Origin of the sequence: Gardnerella sp. DNF01141 (assembly GCF_049244255.1) — a bacterium.
Taxonomy (GTDB): domain Bacteria; phylum Actinomycetota; class Actinomycetes; order Actinomycetales; family Bifidobacteriaceae; genus Bifidobacterium; species Bifidobacterium vaginale_E.
The window spans coordinates 355076-377908 of the sequence record NZ_CP058391.1 but is presented as its reverse complement, the minus strand read 5'-3'; the positions used below and the strand labels follow the sequence as shown (position 1 = coordinate 377908).

Annotated in this window: 17 protein-coding genes; 16 read left to right on the top strand and 1 reads right to left on the bottom strand. The window is 44.0% G+C overall.

Annotation, left to right across the window (positions count from 1 at the left end):
- The gene (locus HXT35_RS01420) at positions 1-1020 is read left to right on the top strand and encodes a dihydroorotate dehydrogenase (RefSeq protein WP_004127150.1); all 1020 of its coding nucleotides are present in this window, start codon (positions 1-3) and stop codon (positions 1018-1020) included.
- A gap of 62 nt (positions 1021-1082) precedes the next feature.
- The gene (gene pyrE / locus HXT35_RS01415; protein ID WP_421788209.1) at positions 1083-1775 is read left to right on the top strand and encodes an orotate phosphoribosyltransferase; all 693 of its coding nucleotides are present in this window, start codon (positions 1083-1085) and stop codon (positions 1773-1775) included.
- Between the two features lie 89 nt (positions 1776-1864).
- On the opposite strand, the gene HXT35_RS01410 is transcribed toward pyrE, so the two are convergent.
- Positions 1865-4423 (bottom strand): BspA family leucine-rich repeat surface protein, encoded by a 2559-nt coding sequence (locus HXT35_RS01410; RefSeq protein ID WP_004127156.1) that lies wholly within the window; start codon positions 4421-4423, stop codon positions 1865-1867.
- Between the two features lie 197 nt (positions 4424-4620).
- Here HXT35_RS01410 and HXT35_RS01405 point away from each other — a divergent pair, with 197 nt between their 5' ends.
- The 14 genes from HXT35_RS01405 (at position 4621) to HXT35_RS01340 (ending at position 22739) form a co-directional block, all read left to right on the top strand.
- Positions 4621-5571, top strand: a complete 951-nt coding sequence (locus HXT35_RS01405; RefSeq protein ID WP_004127165.1) for a hypothetical protein — start codon at positions 4621-4623, stop codon at positions 5569-5571.
- A 127-nt stretch (positions 5572-5698) separates the two neighbouring features.
- Positions 5699-6262, top strand: coding sequence for an elongation factor P (gene efp, locus HXT35_RS01400; RefSeq protein ID WP_004111770.1), 564 nt, complete (start codon positions 5699-5701; stop codon positions 6260-6262).
- Positions 6263-6428: 166 nt separating this feature from the next.
- Positions 6429-6911, top strand: coding sequence for a transcription antitermination factor NusB (gene nusB / locus HXT35_RS01395; protein WP_004127168.1), 483 nt, complete (start codon positions 6429-6431; stop codon positions 6909-6911).
- Positions 6912-7388: 477 nt separating this feature from the next.
- Positions 7389-8600, top strand: a complete 1212-nt coding sequence (gene carA / locus HXT35_RS01390; protein WP_004127171.1) for a glutamine-hydrolyzing carbamoyl-phosphate synthase small subunit — start codon at positions 7389-7391, stop codon at positions 8598-8600.
- A 51-nt stretch (positions 8601-8651) separates the two neighbouring features.
- Positions 8652-12032: a carbamoyl-phosphate synthase large subunit gene (gene carB, locus HXT35_RS01385; RefSeq protein WP_004127173.1), complete on the top strand. Its 3381-nt coding sequence runs from the start codon at positions 8652-8654 to the stop codon at positions 12030-12032.
- 18 nt (positions 12033-12050) lie between these two features.
- Positions 12051-12962: an orotidine-5'-phosphate decarboxylase gene (pyrF, locus tag HXT35_RS01380; RefSeq protein WP_004127176.1), complete on the top strand. Its 912-nt coding sequence runs from the start codon at positions 12051-12053 to the stop codon at positions 12960-12962.
- Between the two features lie 16 nt (positions 12963-12978).
- A complete protein-coding gene (gene gmk, locus HXT35_RS01375; RefSeq protein WP_421788207.1) occupies positions 12979-13596 on the top strand; it encodes a guanylate kinase in 618 nt (205 codons plus the stop codon).
- A gap of 116 nt (positions 13597-13712) precedes the next feature.
- On the top strand, positions 13713-13997 hold the full coding sequence (gene rpoZ / locus HXT35_RS01370) for a DNA-directed RNA polymerase subunit omega (protein ID WP_004127189.1): 285 nt from the start codon (positions 13713-13715) through the stop codon (positions 13995-13997).
- A 156-nt stretch (positions 13998-14153) separates the two neighbouring features.
- Complete coding sequence (metK, locus tag HXT35_RS01365) at positions 14154-15374, top strand: methionine adenosyltransferase (RefSeq protein ID WP_004127191.1); 1221 nt, start codon at positions 14154-14156, stop codon at positions 15372-15374.
- Between the two features lie 66 nt (positions 15375-15440).
- Positions 15441-17870, top strand: coding sequence for a primosomal protein N' (locus HXT35_RS01360; protein ID WP_004127194.1), 2430 nt, complete (start codon positions 15441-15443; stop codon positions 17868-17870).
- A 9-nt stretch (positions 17871-17879) separates the two neighbouring features.
- Positions 17880-19109 (top strand): shikimate dehydrogenase family protein, encoded by a 1230-nt coding sequence (locus HXT35_RS01355; RefSeq protein WP_421788204.1) that lies wholly within the window; start codon positions 17880-17882, stop codon positions 19107-19109.
- Between the two features lie 146 nt (positions 19110-19255).
- Positions 19256-20128, top strand: coding sequence for an RNase adapter RapZ (gene rapZ, locus HXT35_RS01350; RefSeq protein ID WP_421788365.1), 873 nt, complete (start codon positions 19256-19258; stop codon positions 20126-20128).
- A gap of 204 nt (positions 20129-20332) precedes the next feature.
- The gene (gene whiA / locus HXT35_RS01345; RefSeq protein ID WP_032843402.1) at positions 20333-21280 is read left to right on the top strand and encodes a DNA-binding protein WhiA; all 948 of its coding nucleotides are present in this window, start codon (positions 20333-20335) and stop codon (positions 21278-21280) included.
- Positions 21281-21533: 253 nt separating this feature from the next.
- Positions 21534-22739 carry a phosphoglycerate kinase gene (locus tag HXT35_RS01340; protein ID WP_102694678.1) on the top strand — a complete coding sequence of 402 codons (1206 nt, stop codon included), beginning with the start codon at positions 21534-21536 and terminating at the stop codon, positions 22737-22739.
- Positions 22740-22833: the final 94 nt, after the last annotated feature.

Sequence of the window (22833 nt, the reverse complement as noted above, 5' to 3'; positions counted from 1 at the left end):
ATGAGTTCTGTAAATAATTCTGTAAATAGCGTAAATGCCGAAAATAATTCCGAAAATAGCGTAAATTCTGCAACAAATTCCGCTGAAACTTTAGGCTTTGACACAAGCCATGTGTGGAAGCATCCAACTCAAGTTGCGGGCGTTAAGTGGAAGAACATGGTTGGTACAGCTTCCGGAACCTTCCAACTCGCAGCATGCAGGCGCTTTTACGACGTGAGTCAACTTGGCGCAATCTGCACTAAAGGCGTTTCTCCAGTTCCTTGGGAAGGAAATCCTTCTCCGCGCACTGCAGAATCTCCTTCTGGAATGGTAAACGCAGTCGGCTTGCAAAATCCGGGAGTTGACCATTATCTTATTGACGAGTTGCCAAAACTAAAATCCATGGGAGCGCTTGTTATTACTAATGTTGCTGGACACAGCGACGACGATTATGCGCAAGTTGTGGAAAAGCTCGCTGATTCTGCGGCCGACATGCTTGAAATTAACGTTAGTTGCCCGAACGTAACTCACGGCGGAATGAGCGTTGGTACGGATCCGGTTGCATTGCACCGCTTAATTACGCGTCTTCGCGCAATGACAGATAAGCCGATGATTGTAAAAATGACGCCAAACGTGACGGATATTGTGTCGATTTGTAAAGCTGCGGTTGATGCTGGAGCAGACGCTTTAAGCATGATTAACACGCTTGTTGGTTTGCGAATTGATATTCGAACCGGCGAGCCGATTATTGCAAACCGCACGGGCGGCGTTTCCGGTCCGGCTATTTTCCCAATTGGACTTGGATTCGTGTGGCGAGTTCGCCAAGCTATGCCAGATATTCCAATTATTGGCATTGGTGGCATTGATTCTGGCGAAAAAGCTTTGGAATACTTGTATGCTGGAGCGAATGCTGTAGAAGTTGGTGCTGCCGCTTTGGTGGACCCTACTGCTCCGATTCGCATTGCTCGCGAGCTTGATAATTTGCTTGATTCGCGTCCAAAGCTTGCGTCTTTGCTTGCTGAAGGCAAAACTTGGCGCTGAAATTAAGAAAGTAAGCGTATTTAGAAAGTATTTAAAAAATATTTTAAGAAAGAGAGCTAATTATGGCAGAATTAGACGAGCGTTTTACAAAGTTTTTGCTCGATTCAGGCGCGCTTAAATTCGGTGACTTTACGCTAAAATCTGGTCGTAAATCGCCTTATTTTATTAACGCGGGCGCTTTTGACGACGGCATGAAAATCGCAAATCTAGGCGCATACTACGCTCAGCGCGTAATTGCAGGAATCGAAGACGGCAAACTTCCGAAAAATATCGACACTGTTTTCGGCCCTGCTTATAAGGGCATTCCGCTGGCAGTTTCTACAGCAATGGCTTTAACAAATAATCACAATATGCCAGTCGGCTTTACTTTCGACCGCAAAGAGCGTAAAGATCACGGCGACGGCGGAATTATGGTTGGAAAACCGTTAAAAGACGGCATGAAAGTTCTGCTTGTTGACGATGTGATGACTGCTGGAACTGCAGTTCGCGAAACTTTGCCGAAGCTTAAAGCGGAAGCAAAGGTGGAAGTCGTTGGCTTGATTTTGGCAGTAGATAGAATGGAGCGCACAAAAGACAGCGAGCTTTCAGCAGTAAAAGCAGTAGAGAAAGAATTCGGATTCCCAGTTTTGCCGATTGCAAACGTGCGCGAAATTTTCGCCGCAGCTGAGCGTATTAAAGGCGACGACGGAAATCCTGTAATGAGTGAGGAATTAGCTTCGCGCGCTGCTAAATATCTTCTTCAATATGGCGCTTAATAAATATCTAAAAATCTTAGAGTTTTCCGCAAAATGTTGTAAAACGTGTCGTGTAGAACAACATTTTGCGGAAGATTATTGCAAATGTTTTAGTTTTTCTTTAAAACAAAGGTCACAATTCCAGAAATTGTAGAACCAAATACAACTAATATAGCAATCGCTAATACATTCGTATTCTTGTTTGAAGAGGCTGATTTTGCGATAGAGTTATTATTTTTTAGTGCGCCCTTCTTTTTATTTACGATTTTACTTGAATCATCATCTTTAGAATTGTTTTCTTTAGAATCATTGCTTTGCAAATCTTTGGAATCAGCCTTATTGCTGCTCGATTTGCTGCTTGGCTCGGTATGCTTCTTATTTGTTGCAGTTTTTTTGGTGATTTCTGCTTTGTAAGAAGTATCTTGATTTTCTTGTTGCGATTGAGCTGATTCTGCAGTCTTAGTTTCTGCAGTCTTAGCTTCCGCAATTTTAGATGGTTCTGCAGAATATGCTTTTGCAGCAGCGCTAGCTTGATAATAACGGCTATAGTTATAGTCATTTTGATTGAACGAAGCTAATAGTCTATATAACTTGAGCAAACTGTAATCAGAATCAGAATCCGAATTAGAATCCGAATTAGAATCCGAATTAGAATTCGAGTCAGAATCCAAATCAGAGCCCAAAGATTCATCTGCACTAGGCTCAACAACGTTTGAATTTTCCGTTTGAGTACTTTGAGTTTTAACAGTTGTTTTAACAGTCAAATTAAAATCTTTACTGAAATCAAGATTGCTTAAATCTGTGTTAAAAACAGAGTTGCCATTATTCCAATCTGTAATCACTTCATCTTTTAATCCGAGCATTGCAGCTAAAGTTGTATTTGCTGCGTTTGTATCTAGATTATGGAAGTCAACTATTTTGTTGTCTGCATCTTGGCAATTAACAATTGCATCAACAAAATTATTCTTTCCATTTGTATTAACCAAGCAACTAATACTAGCATCACCGTGCTCTATTGCGGCCATAAAGTATCCGCGTAAGAATCTTCTAGGAGCCTTATTATCGCTTGATTTTGCGTTATTTTTTATTAATTCTTCTGCACTATTTGAGAATCCACCTTTTTTAATACGAAGATTTCCACCTTGTGCGCTTGCTTCTTTCCAAATGTCAGTAAGTGCCGAAAGATTTGTTTGCTTAAGGTCAACTCCAGATTGAATAGTAATATCATCGATTTTGCTGCCGCCAAACATGTTTTTAACACCTTGGTTTAATGAACCAGTTTGAATATTAAGAGCTTGCGTTAAATCCCACTTAGAAATATCTAGCGAAGTTATAGAAGAGTTTGCAAACATATCGTTCATATCTGTTGCGCTAGAAGTGTTCCATTTTTCGATTCCCGGTATTTGCATTAAATTAAGAGTATTTGAAAATACTTTTCCCATATTCCAAATGTTTTTTGTATCCCAATTTTCTAAGCCAGTTATCTTTTTAACGCCACTGTTTTCAAAAAGACCAACAATATTTCCAACATAAGAAGTTTTCCATTTTCCAAGATTAGCTTCTTTAAGCGCGGTTGTTCCAGTAAACATTCTGCCAATGTCGTTAGTATTGCTAATATCCCAGTTTTCAAGCGCTTTAATGTCTTCTAGCTTGTTGGCGTTCATAAACATTCTTCCCATTGAAGAAAGATTGTTGTTTGTAAACACTTCTAGGCCTTCGGTAGTTGTTAATCCACTTTCTTCAAACATTCCAGTTGCTTCATCGCAGTAGGTGTTGTCCCAAGTAATTCCCTTAACGTTTGAAAGGTTATGTGCTTGGTAGAACATGTTGTTCATATGATGAACATTGCGCGTTTTAAAGTTTCTAATGCCGTCTGCAGATTCGATTGCGCTACCTTCGAACATGCTAGTCATGTCGGTAACGTTGTTAGTGTTCCACTTTTCGTCTAATCCGTGAACTGTGTGCAAATTTTTTGTGTTTCTAAACATTAGCTGCATGTTTTCAACGTTGCTAACGTCCCAGTTAGATATTGGATTTATGCTGATTATTCCGCTATCTTCAAACAGGCTGCTCATATCTGTTACGCGGCTTGTATCCCAGTCTTTAGTTCCATTAATGTTTTTTAGCTTAGGAGTTGAAGAAAACATTCCAGACATATCTTCTACATTAGAAGTGTCAAATAAATCCAAATTGTTTATTGTTTCTAGATTTGCAAAGTTTGAAAATAGATTGCTAGCGCCATTGCCGAGTTGTATTTTTCCAGCATTTTCAGTTTGATCGCCTGATTGAACAATATTTATGACTTTGACTTTAGATGTATCAAAATTTACGCCATCTGGATTATTTTTATTAGATGAAATTATCTTTTCAATTGAGTTGGATGCAAAATCTGTTCCGTTAATTTTTGATATTTCAAGAGTATTGGTGGATTCGTCAAACTTCCACTTTAGCCCAGTAGGAGTTGGATCAAAGAATCCCTGATATTTTGCTTCATGCCAAGTGTTTAGTGTGTTTTCTTTGTTTTCTTTGTTTTCTGGATTAGTCGCAACAGATTCTTTTTGCTGCGTTAACCCTGTGTTTAATTCTTCGCTAGCAATGGCTTGATGAACTGGTATTAATGAGCAAATCATTGCTGCGCATGCGCAAGATGCGAATATATGTTTCTTCATGGTTTTCCTTCTGGGTTAAATCATGTGTATGTTCGTTTTTGTTCGAACGTGTTCATTATATAGACGCATGTAAACAAAAAAGGAAGTTATGTTAGTTTATGTTCTTTTTTTGTAAAAATAATTATAAATTAATGTTTTGTAATGATGCTTTTATATGTGATTGAAAAATATCAAAAGATTGTAATAATCTCTATAACATGGAAGGCAATGATAATCGATATCAAGATACTAGCGATTTGGATTCTTTTAATAATCCTGCTCAGTATGAGCAAGAAAATATTTTTGGATCTTCTAATGATGATTCAAACAACTCCTTGTTAAGCGATAAAAAGGATATTGCTGTTATTGTTTGTGTATCTCTTATATCAATCGGAGTTGTTGCTGGATTATGGTTTGCATTATTTGCTAATAACTCTAAGCCTAATCTAAAAGCAAGTGAGCCTTCTAAAATTTGCATTCAATTGCGCAAAAAAGTAATCGATGCTAAAGAAGAGCTTAAAAAAATTGTATCAAGTCAAGATGTTAAAGATGCTTCTAATATAAAAGCTGCTGATTTTGATGAAGATTTTGATGCCACTAAAGACGCTGCAGATGATTTTGAATCTTCTCTAAGCTATGCTAATGATGACTTAAATGATGATATTCCAGTATGCCCACTTGGCGCGGATTCTTACGATTCTACAACAGTTGAAAATAAGCTTTCAGACAAATTGGATGCTTTGCGTAAAGATGCTAATTCTGTTAAAACGCATGCAAAGAATTTACTAAAAACTAGCAGAACTGCTTTTGGTGATCAATTATTAAATCTTGTTAAAAAAGCTAGAGAACTTGTAGAAAAAGCGAAAAATTTGCCTATTTTAGCTGCTGCTTCTAAAAGTCTAGAAAATGCTATTAATGATGCTGGCAATGCTCTTGCTAAAAGCAGCAATAATTATCAAGAGTTAAAGCAAGCTTATCAAAAAATAAAAGCTGTTATAAGCAAGTGCGAAGATAGAATTAAAAAAGTGAGCGATAGATTTTTAAGTAGAGATGGCAATGGGTATCCTTTTGATGCTCCACATCCTAAGGATGATCAAGGTGGCTATATTCCAATGGGTCGTAGTCAAAACTCAGAGTCTTCGGAACAAAACGATCAGAGTAACAAATAATTGCGTTAAATGCGGTTGTTATTTTAGTTGTTATTTTAATTAGTTGACGCTTTGTGGCATAATAAGCAAGGTTTATTTCTTAAGCTGCTAAAATTGCAGCTTTATTAGCGAAAGAAACGGGTAACTCGTGGCACAGACTACCAATGATATTAAGAATGGTTCGGTTTTGAACCTTGATGGTCAGCTTTGGACCGTCGTTAAATTCCAGCATGTGAAGCCAGGCAAGGGTCCTGCATTCGTGCGTACCACCATCAAGAACGTGCTCTCGGGCAAGATTGTCGACAAGACTTTTAACGCCGGCATGAAGATGGAGTTCGAGACCGTTGATAATCGTACCTTGCAATACTCCTACGAAGATGGCGACAACTTTGTATTCATGGACATGACCACTTACGACCAGGTTTATATTCCTAAGGTTTTGGTTGGTGAGCAGAGCAAGTATTTGCTTGAAGGCACCGACTGCATCGTAAGCTTCCATGACGGCACTCCTTTGAGCGTTGAGCTTCCAGCTTCCGTAATTTTGACCATTACGCACACTGAGCCAGGCTTGCAAGGCAACCGTTCTAACGCTGGCACTAAGCCTGCAACCGTGGAAACCGGTGCTGAAATCCAGGTTCCACTCTTCGTGGGTGAAGGCGAAAAGGTGAAGGTCGACACTCGTGACGGCTCTTACCTTGGTCGCGAAAACTAAAGAATTAATTATCTAATTAAAAAATTAGTTATCTAATTAAATTAGCTATTTATTTCTAAATAATTTTTATAGTGTGACCCGGTGGCGATTATTCGTTGCTGGGTCGCGTAATTTTTAATACAACTTTATTAAGTAATTTTTATACGTTACACAGAAGGGCGCTATTATGGCACGTTCCACTGCTCGTAAGAGGGCTTTGAATACGCTTTATGAGGCGGATGAAAAGAATCAGCCTATTCTTTCTTTGCTAGAGGAGCGCGTTAAAGAGCCTGGCGCTCAAACTCCGCTTCCAGAGTACGCTATTGAGATTGTTCGAGGCGTAGGAGAGCGACGCAACAGAATCGACAAGACGCTTAACCGTTATTCAACCGGCTGGAAAGTTGGCAGAATGGCAGTTATTGACCGCAATATTTTGCGCATTGCGGTGTGGGAAATGCTTCTTAACGAGGAAATTCCAGACAAGGTTGCGATTGACGAGGCGATTGCGCTCGCAAAAATGTATAGCGATGAGGAAGCTATTGCGTTTATTCACGGTCTTTTGAGCGCGATTATGGCAGATAAAGACGCTTGCTTAGCAAAGTTTAATGGCGAAGCTTCTACTGACGACGCTGCTACGGAAGAGTCTACCGAAGAAGCTGCTGCCGAGTAATAAGCTTTGCAGTTGTGCTCTGTTTCCATCGATTTCTGTTGATTAGCTAACACTAGCACTAATGCTCTGCTTATGCCACACTAAACATTCCTATCAATTACAAGACAAAGCGTAAGTTATTGCGCTATTCCACGCACTTTGCGTAACTTTTTGCACGAGTCTATGAGTTTTGTGTTGTTGTTTAGTATGTTGAGAGGCTGGAAAAATTGTGTTCAGTGCTAAAAGAGGACTGAGAAGCTACATTCTTTAAAGATAGGCGAACACAATAAGCGCCTTTAGCAGCCAGAGCGCCCGAAGGACGGGACGCACGCAAACACAATTTTTCCAGCCTCGTCAAAACCAAAAACTAAATCAGTTACAAAACTCATAGACGAACTCAAGAATGCAGGATGCGCAATAACTTATCGCCGGCGCGTCGCCCGTCCGCCAATCTGAGTAGACTTGCCACGAATATCCTAAAGCCATAAGGGGGTTAAGGTGGATTACAACGACACCTTTGCCGGATTCGGCAGTGATGATGCAGTATTGGTGTTGGAGGATGGTCAGGTTTACGTTGGTAAGCCTTTTGGTGCGCAAGGTTCTACGCGCGCTGAGATTGTGTTCTCCACGGGCATGACTGGTTATCAAGAAACATTAACTGATCCAAGTTATGATCAACAAATCGTAGTTCAAACATTCCCACACATAGGTAATACGGGAATGAATCACGAAGATCCTGAATCTAATCGCATTTGGGTTGCGGGTTACGTGGTTAAGGAGCCAAGCCCAGTAGTTAGCAATTGGCGCGCTGAAGGTTCCTTGGAAGACGATTTACAAAAGCAAGGTATCGTTGGCATTAGTGGTATTGATACTCGAAAGCTGGTACGTCATTTACGCTCGGTAGGCGTTATGCGTGCCGGCATTTTTTCTAATAAGGCCCTGGTTGATTCGTCAACCGGGGCTTTTCGTACCGTCGCTTCTTTCGTTGACGAAATTAAGCAGACTCCTCAAATGCAGGGCTTGCGTTTAACGGATGAAGTCAGTACTAAAGAAACGTATACGATTGAGCCTTGCGGAGATTTTGAAGGAAAAGATTCGCTTTACACGGTTGTAGCAGTCGACTTTGGTATTAAATCTATGACTCCTCACCGTTTGGCTGAGCGCGGCTGCCGCGTGCATGTTGTAAGCTCCTCAATAAGCTTCGAATCGCTGCAGGCTCTTAACGCAGACGGCGTATTTTTCTCGAATGGTCCTGGAGACCCTGGCCAAGCAAATCGCGAGGTTGAGCTTTTGCGTAAAGTTTTGGACGCAGGATATCCGTTCTTTGGCATCTGCTTTGGAAACCAGTTGCTTGGTCGCGCTCTCGGATTTGGCACTTACAAGCTAAAGTTTGGCCACCGTGGTATTAACCAGCCTGTAAAAGACGTTACAACCGGAAAAGTGGAAGTTACGGCTCACAATCACGGCTTCGCAGTGGATGCTCCTCTTGACGGACCTGTTCAATCTCCTTACGAAAACGGTCACTTTGGTCGCGTGCTAGTTTCCCATATTGACTTGAACGACAATGTTGTAGAAGGCTTGCAATGCCTTGATATTCCAGCGTTCTCTGTGCAATATCATCCGGAAGCTGCAGCAGGCCCGCACGACGCTTCCTATCTGTTTGACCGCTTTGTGCAATTGATGCGCGAAAACGCTCGAAAAAGCAAGTAATACTCGAAAAAGCAAGTAAGATTTTAAGATTTACGGAAAGAGAAATTTACTATGCCAAAACGTACTGATATTAAGTCGGTTATGGTAATTGGTTCAGGCCCGATTGTTATTGGTCAGGCTGCAGAATTTGATTATTCTGGAACGCAAGCTTGCCGAGTTCTTCGCGAAGAAGGCATTCGCGTAATTTTGGTTAATTCCAACCCGGCTACGATTATGACCGATCCGGAGCTTGCGGACGCAACGTATATTGAGCCAATTGACACTTCGATTTTGGAGCGAATTATTGCGAAGGAGCGTCCGGATGCGCTTCTCCCAACGCTTGGTGGTCAAACTGCGCTTAACGCTGCAATGGATTTGGGTCGTGCAGGAATCCTCGAAAAATATAACGTTGAGCTTATTGGTGCTTCTTTGGAAGCAATCGACCGCGGCGAAGACCGTGAGCTTTTCAAAAAAGTAGTTGAAAAAGCTGGAGCGGAAAGCGCAAAATCCTTTATTGCTCACTCAATCGAAGAAGTAGACAAAATTGTTGAAACTTTAGGATATCCGGTAGTAGTACGCCCAAGCTTTACAATGGGCGGACTCGGCTCTGGTATTGCTCATAACGAAGAAGAGCTTCACCGAATTGCAGGAGCCGGCATTCACTATTCTCCAACAGACGAAGTGCTTATTGAAGAAGGCATTGAAGGCTGGAAGGAATTTGAGCTTGAGCTTATGCGCGACGCAAAAGATAACGTCGTAGTTGTTTGCCCAATCGAAAACGTAGATCCTGTAGGTGTTCACACCGGCGACTCAATTACCGTAGCTCCATGCTTTACTCTTACAGACCGCGAATATCAGAAGATGCGCGATATTGGTATCGCTATTATTCGAGGCGTAGGCGTTGACACAGGCGGCTGCAATATTCAGTTCGCAATCAACCCTCAAACCGGTCGCATTATCGTAATAGAAATGAACCCGCGCGTATCTCGCTCTTCCGCGCTCGCATCTAAAGCAACCGGCTTCCCAATCGCAAAAATCGCAACGAAACTTGCTCTCGGCTACACTTTGGACGAAATTCAAAACGATATTACGCGTTCAACTCCTGCAAGCTTCGAGCCAACAATCGACTATGTTGTAACGAAGATTCCGCGTTTTGCTTTCGAAAAGTTCCCAGGAGCAGACACCACGCTTACAACTTCCATGAAGTCAGTTGGCGAAGCAATGGCTTTGGCTGGAAACTTCCAGGAGTCCCTTGGAAAAGCAATGCGCTCAATCGACAAGCGTCACGCATGCTTTAGCTGGGACGGAGAGCGCCCAAGCAAGGAAGAAGTGATCAAGCTTCTTGAAGAAATGCATACTCCAACAGAGCATCGTTACTTGCAAATTCAGCGCGCGCTTTGGGGCGGGGCAACGCCGGATCAGATTTTTGCCGCAACAAAAATCGACCCTTGGTTTGTTGAGCAGCTGGCTCAAATTAACGAGACTGCGCTCGCAGTTCGTGAAGCTGAAACTTTAACTCCTAAAGTTTTGAAGCGCGCTAAGCTTGCTGGTCTTTCGGACGTTCAAATTGCGCATTTGCGTAATCTTGGTGACGAAGGTGAAAACATGGTTCGTGAGCTTCGTTGGGCTTACGGTTTGCGCCCTGTTTACAAGACGGTTGATACTTGCGCAGCCGAGTTCGACGCGGCAACTCCGTACTACTATTCTTGCTACGCTGACGAAAGCGAGTTGAAGAAGCGCGATCGCGAAGCTGTTATTATCCTTGGCTCTGGCCCGAACCGAATTGGTCAGGGTATTGAGTTTGATTACACTTGCGTTCACGCTGTTCAGGAATTGGGCAAGGATTACGACACCATTATGGTTAATTGCAATCCTGAAACAGTTTCTACAGATTACGATATGTCTGACCGCCTTTACTTTGAGCCGCTTACTTTCGAAGATGTGCTTGAAATTTACGAAGCAGAAAAGAAGCTTGGTCCTGTTAAGGGCGTGATTGTGCAGCTTGGTGGTCAAACGCCGCTTTCGCTTGCTGCTCGTCTTAAAGCTGCAGGAGTTCCAATTTTGGGAACAACTCCTGAGGCTATTGATTTGGCGGAAAACCGTGAGCTTTTTGGTGAGGTTCTTCGCCAAGAAGGCATGAATGCTCCTCGCTACGGCACAGCTTTAAGTCTTGAGGAAGCAAAAGATGCGGCTCACGCAATCGGCTACCCGGTTCTTGTGCGCCCAAGCTACGTGCTTGGCGGTCGTGGCATGGAAATCGTGTACGATGATGCTCAGCTTGCAAAGTATGTTGATCGCGCTTTGGATGAGGCTCGTGCAGACACGGTTGTTTCTGGCCGTTTGCCTTCGCCGCTTTTGATTGACAAGTTCCTGCAAGACGCTATTGAAATCGACGTTGACGCACTTTACGACGGCAACGAGCTTTATATTGGTGGCATTATGGAGCATGTTGAGGAGGCTGGCGTGCACTCTGGTGACGCAGCTTGCACTCTTCCTCCAAGCACTCTTTCGGACGATCAGATTCGTCGCCTTCGCGAAGGTACGCTTTCGATTGCTCGCGGATGCTCTGTTCGTGGTCTTATTAACGTGCAGTATGCTTTTATGGCAAATACTTTGTACGTAATCGAAGCAAATCCTCGCGCTTCTCGCACGGTTCCGTTTGCTTCTAAAGCAACGGGCGTTGCTCTTGCTAAAGCTGCTGCAAGAATTATGGCTGGCGAAACCATTGCTCAGCAGCGTAAGCGCGGACTTCTTCTTCCAAAGGGAGACGGTGGTGATATTCACCCAGGTCAGCAGGTTGCTATTAAAGCTTCTGTGCTTCCTTTCAAGCGTTTCCGCACTCCTGTTGGACGCACGGTTGATATTTTGCTCGGCCCAGAGATGCGTTCAACCGGCGAAGTTATGGGCTTCGACCGTGACTTCCCTCACGCTTTTGCTAAGAGTCAGCTTGCAGCATACAAGGGCGGTTTGCCAACCAGTGGCAACGTGTTTGTGTCTGTAAGCGATGCGGATAAGCGTCAGCTTCCGCTTCTTGCAGTGCGCTTAGTAGAACTTGGTTTTACTATTTGGGCTACTGAAGGTACTGCTTCTGTGCTTCGACGCTACGGCATTGATTCTGTAATCGTAGACAAGCTTTCTAGTCAAGGCGACACGGCGAAAGATGTGTCAAATGGCAGGAATGCTCACGAAAGAATCGGCAAAAATGTTGTGGAGCTTATTGAGAATGGTAAGATTGACATGGTACTCAATACGCCGAATTCAAGAGGGTCTCGCACGGACGGCTACGCTATTCGCGCAGCAGCTGTTGCGGCAGATCTTCCGCAATTCACAACTATTACCGAATTTGCGCCAGTATTAATGGCTATTGAGGCTGTTAAGAACAACGATTATCAGGTGATGAGCATTCAAGAGCATGCTCAACAACTGTTTGCAATTGAACAGGCAGAAAGTTAAGAAAGTCGGGCTTAATACATGACCGAGAGCATTCGTGATCAAGAATTACAAGCGCAGCGATCCGATTTTGGCTTGCGCTTGAAGAACGCTATGGCCAAGTATGGTCCGCTATGTGTTGGTATTGATCCTCATCGCAAAATGTTGCTTAATTGGGGATACAACATGGATGCTCTCGGCGCTGAACTGTTTTCAATGCGCATGCTTCAGGCTATGAACGGCAGGGCAGCGGCAGTAAAATTCCAGTCCAGCATGTTTGAGCGCTACGGTTCTAAGGGTTTCGCAGCGCTTGAACGTGTGCTTTACGCGGCTCGTCAAATGGACGTTATTACGATTGTTGACAGCGGCCATGGTGGATTGTCTACTACGATTTCTGCGCTTGCGGACGCATATTTTAAGCCGGGCGCTCCTCTTCTTGCCGACGCTATTACTCTTCTTCCGTATTACGGCGCTAGCTCAATGGGCGGCTTAATTAACGAAGCGCTTAATAACGGTCGCGGCGTTTTTATTGCGTCGCTAACTTCTAACCGCGAAGGCGCAAGCTTGCAAACTGCAATTCGCCAAAGTGGAACTTACCGCGGAACTACAGTAGCTCACGGAATTGCTCAAACAGCTCAAAGTTTTAACAATAAAACTAAGGGCTTGGGTTCAGTCGGCTTAATTGTTGGCGCTACTATTGGAGATTGGATGAACGGCGGCGGAATTGACGTAGCAAGCTTTACCGGCCCAATTCTTTCCCCAGGTTATGGCTGGCAGGGTGCTGAAGCTAACGACTTAAAGCGTGTTTTTGCCGGTACGCATGGTAATGTGTTGGTAACTGTTTCTCGCTCTATTGCGTCTCATGGGCCAAGTATTGGCGAACTTTCTGCCGCAACAGAGCGAATAGCGTGGGATATTCGTCAGGCTCTTATTGATTCAGGCGAACATGCGTAATTGAGAGGTGAGGTAAATGTCTACCAAAGATGATGCGGCTGCTTCTGAGTCTTCGAAGACTAAGCGTCGCCTAATCGTATTAACTGGTCCTACTGCAGCCGGTAAAGGTACGGTAGAAGGCATACTTCGCGAGAAACATCCTCATATTTGGTTGTCTGTTTCTGCAACTACGCGCGCGCCTAGACCTGGTGAGTTTAATGGGATTCAATACTGGTTTTTAGATGAGGAAGAGTTTGAGCGGCGTAAACGCAATGGAGAATTTTTAGAAACTGCTCTTGTTCACGGCATGGCACACTATGGCACTTTGCTGCAGCCTGTTTTGGAACATCTTGAGCAGGATATTCCAACTTTGCTGGAAATTGATTTGCAAGGCGCTAGGCGAGTAAAGCAAGAGGCTTCGCGGCTCGGTCTGGAAGTTGTATATGTGTTTATTGCGCCTCCAAGTTTTGAAGAGCTTAAGCGTCGTCTTATTGGCAGAGGCACTGAAACACCTGAGCAGCAGGCAAAACGTTTGGAAACAGCAAAGGTTGAGATTGCTGCAGCCAGCGAGTTTGATGTTGTTATTGTAAACGACAATGCTGAGCGAGCGGCGGACGAACTTTGGAACGTTATTGCTCGTGAATACGATCTGTAAATAACTTATAAATAGTTTATAAAGAAGTTATAAATAGAACTTACCGCAATATCCAATCTATAGCCTATAATAGGCGTTTTGGAACTATTGTGGCACCATAGAATTTGGAGAATATCATGGCATTAGGCACTCAGCCAACACCTACGGGTCTTGCGAATCCACCAATTGATGATCTTATGCAACATGCGGATTCCAAGTATGCGCTTGCCTTATTTGCTGCAAAACGAGCACGTCAAATTAATTCTTATTTCACGCAGCTTAACGAAGGTTTGCTTCAAAATGTTGGTCCATTAGTTGAGTATCAAAATCAAGAAAAACCTTTGTCTATTGCTTTCCGTGAGATTAATAGAGGCTTGCTTGAAGAGACGCTTGGTGAAGACGATTTAAGCGAAGGCAATTAATTTATTTATTAATTAGTTAAGTGATTGATTAATAAAGCTTATACTTATTGCTTTAGCGTCTTTTTATGCGCATAATCGCAGTCGTATCATCTGTGCTTGAAACTCGGATGTGCGGCTGCGTTTTTCACTTTACGAGTATTTGTATTGGAGGGGATTGTGGAAGAACTTAAGTTAATTTCTGCAGAATCTGTTACTGAAGGTCATCCGGATAAGTTGTGCGATCAGATTGCCGACGCTATTTTGGACGATATGCTCCGTCAAGACGCTCACGCTCACGTTGCTGTAGAAGTTTGCGCTTCTGTAGGCCAATTTGTGGTGTTTGGTGAAGTTAGAGGCGAAGTTTATAGCGATATTCCAGGAATTTTGCGCTCTGTGGTTCGTAATGTTGGGTATACGAGTTCCACTATTGGTCTTGACGCTGATTCTTGCGGAGTCATGGTTTCTTTAACTGAGCAGAGTGATGAAATTAATCAAGGTGTTACTCGTTTAGATGCAAATAGCGAAAGTGCTGCTTCTCGCGAGGAACGTTATGCTGCTCAAGGTGCTGGAGATCAAGGTGTTATGTTTGGCTACGCAAGTGACGAAACTGACACTTTAATGCCGCTTCCAATTTATCTTGCTCACCGTTTAGCGCAAAGGCTTTCTAAAGTTCGAAAAGATGGTATCGTTGCGCATTTGCGTCCGGATGGGAAAACTCAGGTTACTATTGAGTACGATTCCAAAGGCGCGCCTAAGCGCTTGGATACTGTTTTAATTTCCACGCAGCATGATCCTGAAGTTTCCAGCGATTGGCTTCAGTCTCAGCTTGTTGAGCATGTTGTTAAGCCTGTGTTGGACGAAGTTCTTGCTCAAAAAGTTGCGCACGATTCATACCGTATGCTTGTGAACCCTACTGGCTCTTTTGTTTTGGGCGGCCCTGCTGCAGATTCTGGTTTGACTGGTCGAAAAATTATTGTTGACACTTACGGTGGTGCGGCGCATCATGGCGGCGGAGCTTTTTCTGGAAAAGATCCAAGTAAAGTTGATCGTTCTGCGGCTTATGCAGCTCGATGGGTTGCTAAGAATATTGTTGCAGCAGGTCTTGCTCATAGGGCAGAAGTGCAGGTTGCTTATGCTATTGGTATTGCGGATCCTGTAAGCGTAAACGTTGAGACTTTTGGTACTGAAGCTGACGGTATTACGCGTGCTGATATTGCTCGTGCTGTGCGTGAAGTATTCGATTTGCGTCCGGCTGCAATTATTGACGAGCTTAATTTGTTGCGCCCGATTTACGCTAAAACCGCGGCTTACGGCCATTTTGGTCGCACGGATGTTAAATTCCCTTGGGAAGAAACGAATAGAACTGATCAGCTTCTAGCCGCATTAAATCTTAAGTAGAATCTTAAGTAGAATCTAATTTAGAATCTAAAAAGCTAAAAGTACGAGCTAAAAGTAGAAGCTAAAATGGCAGAGCAACCTTCGTTAGACGGATTCGCGCGTAAAACTAAACGCAAGCGTAATGCTGTTTCGCGCGTTCCTGCAGACGATTGTGCTATTGCTCACGTAATGCTAGATGTTCAGGCTTCACATTTAGGTCGTACTTTTGACTATTTAGTGTCCAAGGATCAAGATGATGCTGCTCAGTCGGGAGCTTTCGTGCGCGTACGTTTTGGTGCGCAAAGGCTTACAGGTGTTATTTGGTCTCGTTCTTCTAATAGTGATACTCCTTCTTCTGCTTTGCGATTTTTAGAGCGTGTGCTTCCATCGGATGTGCTGATTTCTAAGTCTTTGCGCGAAGATATTGACGCTATTGCAAAAGCTTATGGTGGAACTAGCGCGAATATTCTTCGTCTTGCTGTGCCTCAGCGAGTTGCCAGAGTTGAGCATGAGGAAGTTTTTGATAGCATACGCTTGCATCGTAGAAAAGATTGGTGCATAAATCTTAAAAAGCTTTTGGAAAGCAGTAATAAAGCTTATAAGTCTAATGAAGCTAATGAAGCTAATGAAGCTGATTCTTCTATCGCTACTTTCGCTAGAATGATTGAATCTTACGAAAATGCGGATATTTTGCATGACGCTTTAGTTAAAAAAGCTAGTAACGCGGATTTTGACGGCGAAAAAATCGAAAATAATAATTCTAAATCTACCACTAAATCTGATGTTAAATCTTTTGTAGTTGATGCACCTGCCGGCTCTTTAAGAATGGCTCAAGATTTAGCTTGGATGATTGTAACGGCTGTAAGTCAAGGGAAGCAGGCTGTTGCTGTTTTGCCAACGCTTAGGGAAGTAAATGACGTTATGCGTGCGCTTATGGCTTACGGATTAAAACCGTATAAGCGCGTTAGTGAAAATCACCGTGGTTTTTCTGCAGGCGGTTTTGATGGAGATGTTGCGCGTCTTTGTGCGGCGGATGCTCCGGCTGACCGTTATAGAGCTTGGCGTGCAGTAGCTTCCGGAATAGTTCCTTGCGTGCTTGGAACGCGCGCTGCAATGTATGCTCCGGTTGAGGGGGATGCTTTATTCGCTATTGTTGAAGATACCGCATACCAGTATGCAGACGGAATGATGCCTTACGCTCAAGCTCGTGGCGTTATGAGACTTCGCGCAAAAAAGCATGGTGGCGTTTTTGTAGCAATGTCGTATTCTAGAAGCGCGTTAAGTCAAAGCGAAGTAGATTCGTATTCTTCCAATACGCAAGTTGCAAAAGATGTAAGTGGAAGTAGCGTTCCTGTAACAGTTCGCAAAGAATTGCGTGAAAAAATAGTTCCGTGGGTTCGCTGGCTTAATCGAGAAACTTTGTCAAAACTTGCTGACCCAAGCATTGGAGCTAGAATACCGCATACCGCTGTAAGAGCAATAAACGAGGCTCTTGCAGACGGAAATCCTGTGCTGCTTTCTATTGCTCAAGATGGCGTTACTCAGTCTGCAATGTGCTCTTCTTGCCTTCACCAGGCTCGTTGCAGGCGTTGCACTGGACCTTTGGATATTAGTTCGGGGATTAAATCCCTTCGATGCTTATGGTGTGGTGCAAGCGCAATCAATTGGTCCTGTGCTAATTGCGGAAGCACTAACCTTCGTGCAATACGCGTCGGTGCTGCAGGTATTGCGCAAGAAGTGTCAAAACTGTTTAGAAACGTGCCTATTTTGCTTTCTTCGCCGCATCAGCCGAACGGAATTATTCAGTTCATAGATAAAAAGCCTGTAATTGTTGTGGCAACCTCCGGTGCAGAGCCGCGCGTTCAATCTCAAAATGGTGCGCAAAGCGGCTCGTATGGCGTTGTGGCAATACTCGACACTTGGGTGAGCTTGTATGCTTCGGGGCTTGATTCCAGAATTGACACACTTACCGCTTGGATGAAAGCTGCAAGCTTGTGCGCTCCTAGAATTAGCGGCGGAAGTGTTCTTTTGATTGGCGAAACGTACCCAATTTTGGCTAGAGCGCTTACTTTGTGGGACACAACGCAACTTTCGCTAAACGAGCTTTCGGAGCGTAAGCAGGCTGTTTTGCCGCCATTTGTGACTGCAGCATGTGTGTGGGGAGAGCGCGATGCGGTTATGCGTGCGCTTGAAAATATTGGGGCAATGCAGGAAAATCTTGGGTGCGAAATTAGTCAAAATAATCAAAGTGCTAAAGCTAATATTTCTGATCAAAATGCTGATTTTTCAACAATTCCTCCATTGTTAGGCGTTGTTCCAATGCACCCGCCTGTTACAGACAAATACCAGCATTTTGACGATTTTGACGACCGTGTAAAAGCTGTAGTAAGAGTTCCGCTTTATTTAAGACAAGAATTAGTGAGCCGATTGCACAAGGAAGTAGCGCATCATGTGGCAAAGCGTGCCGCAGGAGAGTTGCGTTTTTGTGTCGATCCAAAAGATTTATTAGCGTACTGAGGAGTGATTATGCCAAAAATATATCATTGCGCAGTTTTAGGAGATCCTATTTCGCACTCGCTATCTCCCGTATTGCACAACGCGGCTTATAAAGCTTTAGGGCTTACAAATTGGCAATATAGCAAAGAAAAGGTAAGCGAAGCTGAGCTAGCTGATTTTATTGCGCATCTTGACGATTCTTGGAAAGGCTTAAGCCTTACAATGCCGCTTAAAAAAACCGTAATGAAACTTGGTACTCCTTGCGACTACTGGTCTCAAACGCTTAAAGTCGCAAACACAGCGATTTTTACCAGCAATCCTGCAACAGCTTCGCCTTCGCAAATTGAACTGTGCAACACAGACGTAAGTGGCATAATCAGAGCTTTTGTTGTAGCTTTGCACGAGCGCATAAGCCAAGTAAAAAAAGCTGTTATTATTGGCAGCGGCAACACGGCATCTTCGGCAATGGCAGCACTTATAGAAATCGCACAAGCCTCAAAACTTGAACAGGTTAAAGTTATTGCTAGAACCGAAGATAACGGTAGCGTAAAAGGAGTTGAACGTTTTAATAATCTTCTGCAAAAGTACTGTACTGATTTTCCAAATAGCAGAAGCATAGAGCCGTGCTTAGAAAGTAGCGTAACTGAAAGTAGCGTGACTGAAAGTAGCGTGACTGAAAGTAGCGAAACTGAAAGTAGTGTAACTGAAAGTAGCGAAACTGATGCAAAATACGAATCAGTGCAAGGTATTGAATTTCCAACACTTAGCGAAGAAGTATTCGAATGTGACGAATCTCTCATTTTGCAATCTTTAAGTTCATTAGACGCAATTCGTGCAATCGCAGAAGCAGATATTGTAATAAGCACCGTTCCAGCGCACGTTGCAGACGGCCTGGCAATAGCGTTAAAAGCATACTGTCAAAATAGGTGCGTAAAAAGCCTTGGAACACTTCTTGATGTTGTGTACGATCCTCGACCAAGCATGCTGCTTAGCGCTTTTAGACAATACGGATTAGGAATTGGCGGCGAAGAAATGCTTTTGTACCAAGCTTTAGAGCAAGTAAAGCTTATGACGTTTGAGTACAGAAATTCTAAAGTAAAATCGGAAGTAAGTTCGGAAGCAAGTTCGGAAGAAAAATCGGAAGAAAAGTCGGAAAATAGTTTCGAGAATGCTTCTGACAAGACCGCAGATTACGATAATTCTAAAGATTGTGAATATTTAACTAATTGCATGCGAAAAGCATTACAGGAGGCATTATGAGCGCCGAAGATCAAGCTGATGCGAAAAGTGATATGCAAAATAGTGAGCAAAATAGTGAGCAAAATAGTGAGCAAAGCAATCTGCAAAGCAGCCTGCAAAATAGCACTCATCAAGAATTAGACTCAAATACTCACGGTGCAATCAATATGCAATTAGCAGACGGTTTTGAAGTTATGCTAATCACAGGCATGAGCGGAGCTGGGCGCTCGCACGCGGCTAACGCGTTGGAAGACATGGGGTGGTACGTTATTGATAATCTTCCTCCAAAACTGCTCATACCGCTGGTAGATATGATGACGTCATCCGGCTCAAAAGTGCATAAGCTTGCTGCTGTTATTGACGTGCGTTCGCGCGGATACTTCGACGATCTGTTTGCGGTTCTTGCGCATATTGACGAGCTTGGAGTAAAAACGCGAATCTTGTTCTTAGACGCTTCCGACTCCGTGCTTATTAAACGCTACGAGTCCGTTAGAAGGCCCCATCCTTTGCAACGCGGCGGCAGGCTTATTGACGGCATTTTAGAAGAGCGAGAGCTACTCGGTCATTTGAAAGATTGCGCGGATATTATTATCGATACTTCAAGTCTTAGTATTCATCAACTTTCAACCAAACTTTACGAAGGATTACTTGGCAAAGGATCTTCCACCGTAGCCGTGCACATTTTCAGCTTTGGCTTTAAGTACGGTATGCCAATGGATGCTGATTTTGTGGTTGATATGCGCTTTTTGCCTAACCCATTCTGGGTTCCGGCTCTTCGCGATTTAACCGGAAAAGACAAGGCTGTAAGTGATTACGTGCTTTCTAATCCTGCAGCGGTCGCTTTTTTGGACTCTTACGAAAAGGCGCTGCTCACTGCTATTGACGGTTTTGCTAAAGAAGATAAGCATTACGTTACGATTGCAGTAGGCTGCACAGGTGGTCAGCATCGCTCAGTTGCTACAAGTATTGAGCTTGCAAAACGCTTGCGATTGTACGGTTTGCAGGTTACTGTATCTGCACGCGAATTGCAGCGCAGGTAGCAAGTAATAAAGCAAGTAATTTAGTAAGTAATAAAACAAACGCAAAAATTTTGTGCTAAAAGTATATGCAAACGTGTGCAAATAACGCTAAAATGTCCAACGTATTCTGTATCACAGAAAGCCGGGCATGTCGTTTTCAAACGCATCATGCGAGTATCCAACAGCACGCATATTTTAAGAAGAACAAAAGTAGGAGGTTGTCCCTTGGCTCTTCTTGACGACGTCAAAAATGAACTCGTTTCCAACAACAATGAGCTCCCGACGGTCATTATGGCTCAAGCGGCAGCTATGATGCGCTTTGCTGGCGGTTTAAGGCCAGTAAATAACCAAGCTGTGATTCGCGCTCAGTTTGACTCTCAGCGTTCCGCACAGTGGCTTGTAGAGGTCTTAAAGACGCACTTCCAGCGCGAGGCGACCATCTCGCAGGTTTCGCGTCAAACTCCAGCAGGTACTGTTCTTCGTTACGACGTAGTTGTTGATCATGGTGCTGCAGCATTAGCATTACAATCTGGTTTACTTGACCGCCGCATGCGCATTGTTGCAGGACTAGCCCCAGAAATTATCGGCGGAAGTATCGCCCAAATTAAGGCAGCGTGGCGTGGTGCCTTCCTAGCTCACGGCGCAATTTCCGATCCTGGCAAAGCAAGCTACTTGGAAGTAGTGTGTCCAACTCACGAAGCTGCAAACGCTTTGCAAACTATGGCAGCTCGTTTAGGTATTACAGCTAAAGCTCGCCAAGTGCGCAGCTCTGAGCGCGTAACTTTGCGCGATTCCGACGCAATCGAACGCATGCTGAATCTGATTGGTGCTCCTCGTTCTGCTCGCGAATGGACAGGAAAGCGCTCAGATGGTGAAGCCCGAGGAAAAGCTAATCGTCTTGCAAACTTTGATGATGCGAATATGCGTCGTAGTGCGAAAGCCGCTGCCGAAGCTTGCGAAAAAGTTCGTCACGCCTTCGATATTTTGGGTGACGATATTCCAGATAATCTGTTGATGGCTGGAAAGCTTCGCTTGGAGCACAGCGATGCAAGCTTGGAAGAGCTTGGTCATTTGGCTGATCCTCCAATTACGAAGGATGCTATTGCAGGACGAATTCGTAGACTTTTGCAGCTTTCGGCGAAGGTTGAGAAGTCGCGTATGCAGCAGCTTTAGTGCTGTTTTACTGCTTGTTTATTGTAGAGTTAATTTTTAATTGCGCGAGTTTGCGGTTTTCGCTTCTCGCGCTTTTTGTTTGCGGTATTCTCGGGTTTCGGCTGGTGGGTTTTTGGAGTGGCTGTGTGATATGGATTGTTGAAGACTTGCGGTATAATTGCACACGGCATTGAGTTAATGTTTAGGCTGATTTTACGTCTTTTTGAACGCATTAAGCCAGTATGGTAAGCCAATAGATTTGGAAAGGATACCAATGAAGACACTGAAAGATTTGGGAGATTTGAGCGGCAAGCGAGTTTTGGTTCGCGCAGATTTTAACGTTCCTCTCAAGGGTACTACGATTACCGATGATGGTCGTATTCGTGCTGCTTTGCCAACAATTAAGGCTTTGCGTGAGCAGGGTGCTAAGGTGATTTTGATGGCTCACCTTGGTCGTCCAAAGGGCCAGGTTGTTCCAGAGCTTTCTTTGGCTCCAGTTGCAGCTCGTTTAGGCGAGCTTCTCGGCGTGAAAGTTGCTTTGGCTGCAGACACCTACGGCGAGGATGCTCAAGCTAAGGTTGCTGCCATGAACAACGGTGACGTTGTTTTGCTTGAAAACGTGCGCTTCAACGCTGAAGAGACCAGCAAGGATGCTTCCGAGCGTGCAGCTTATGCTAAGAAGATTGCTGCTCTTGGAGAGGTTTTTGTTTCCGACGGCTTCGGTGTTGTTCACCGTGCTCAGGGCTCTAACTACGATGTTGCTGCAGACCTTCCAGCAGCTGCCGGCTTGCTTGTTGAAAAGGAAGTTAAGGCACTTTCTCGCGCAACAGAAAATCCAGAGCGTCCTTTGACTGTTGTTCTCGGCGGCTCCAAGGTTTCCGACAAGCTTGGCGTTATTGAAAACTTGCTTTCTAAGGCTGATCGTCTTGTTATTGGTGGCGGCATGGTCTTCACCTTCCTCAAAGCTTTGGGTCACGAGGTTGGTACTTCCTTGCTTGAGGAGGATCAGCTCGAAAAAGTTAAGGGCTACATTGAAACCGCCAAGAAGAACGGCGTTGAGCTTGTGCTTCCAACCGATATTGTTGTGAACGCTGGCTTCCCAGCAGGTGATACCCCTGTTGCTCCAGAAGTTGTTCCAGCTGACGCTATTCCAGCAGACAAGATGGGCTTGGATATTGGCCCTGATTCTCAGAAGCTTTTCCACGACAAGATTGTTGACTCCAAGACTGTTGTGTGGAACGGTCCTATGGGTGTGTTTGAAGTTCCAGAGTTTGCTGCTGGCACTCGCGCTGTGGCTCAGGGCTTGGTTGACGCAACTAAGAACGGTACTTTCACCATTGTTGGCGGTGGTGATTCTGCTTCCGCAGTTCGTAATCTTGGCTTTGCGGAAGATGGCTTCTCGCACATCTCTACTGGCGGTGGCGCTTCCCTCGAGTTCTTGGAAGGCAAGACTCTTCCAGGATTGAGCGTGCTTGAGTAAATAAGCTTTACGCAAGTCGTAAATAAATTTTACGCAAGTCGTAAGTAAACTAAATGTTTTCAATTATGCCGGCTTTCGATTTTATGAATCTTTT

What these genes read in the sequence shown, in the direction of transcription:
- gmk (WP_421788207.1), top strand. Translation starts at nt 12,979, where the DNA reads ATGTCTACCAAAGATGATGCGGCTGCTTCTGAGTCTTCGAAGACTAAG.
- rapZ (WP_421788365.1), top strand. Translation starts at nt 19,256, where the DNA reads ATGCAATTAGCAGACGGTTTTGAAGTTATGCTAATCACAGGCATGAGC.
- pyrE (WP_421788209.1), top strand. Translation starts at nt 1,083, where the DNA reads ATGGCAGAATTAGACGAGCGTTTTACAAAGTTTTTGCTCGATTCAGGC.
- HXT35_RS01355 (WP_421788204.1), top strand. Translation starts at nt 17,880, where the DNA reads ATGCCAAAAATATATCATTGCGCAGTTTTAGGAGATCCTATTTCGCAC.
- nusB (WP_004127168.1), top strand. Translation starts at nt 6,429, where the DNA reads ATGGCACGTTCCACTGCTCGTAAGAGGGCTTTGAATACGCTTTATGAG.
- HXT35_RS01420 (WP_004127150.1), top strand. Translation starts at nt 1, where the DNA reads ATGAGTTCTGTAAATAATTCTGTAAATAGCGTAAATGCCGAAAATAAT.
- HXT35_RS01410 (WP_004127156.1), bottom strand. Translation starts at nt 4,423, where the DNA reads ATGAAGAAACATATATTCGCATCTTGCGCATGCGCAGCAATGATTTGC.
- HXT35_RS01360 (WP_004127194.1), top strand. Translation starts at nt 15,441, where the DNA reads ATGGCAGAGCAACCTTCGTTAGACGGATTCGCGCGTAAAACTAAACGC.
- HXT35_RS01405 (WP_004127165.1), top strand. Translation starts at nt 4,621, where the DNA reads ATGGAAGGCAATGATAATCGATATCAAGATACTAGCGATTTGGATTCT.
- rpoZ (WP_004127189.1), top strand. Translation starts at nt 13,713, where the DNA reads ATGGCATTAGGCACTCAGCCAACACCTACGGGTCTTGCGAATCCACCA.
- pyrF (WP_004127176.1), top strand. Translation starts at nt 12,051, where the DNA reads ATGACCGAGAGCATTCGTGATCAAGAATTACAAGCGCAGCGATCCGAT.
- HXT35_RS01340 (WP_102694678.1), top strand. Translation starts at nt 21,534, where the DNA reads ATGAAGACACTGAAAGATTTGGGAGATTTGAGCGGCAAGCGAGTTTTG.
- carB (WP_004127173.1), top strand. Translation starts at nt 8,652, where the DNA reads ATGCCAAAACGTACTGATATTAAGTCGGTTATGGTAATTGGTTCAGGC.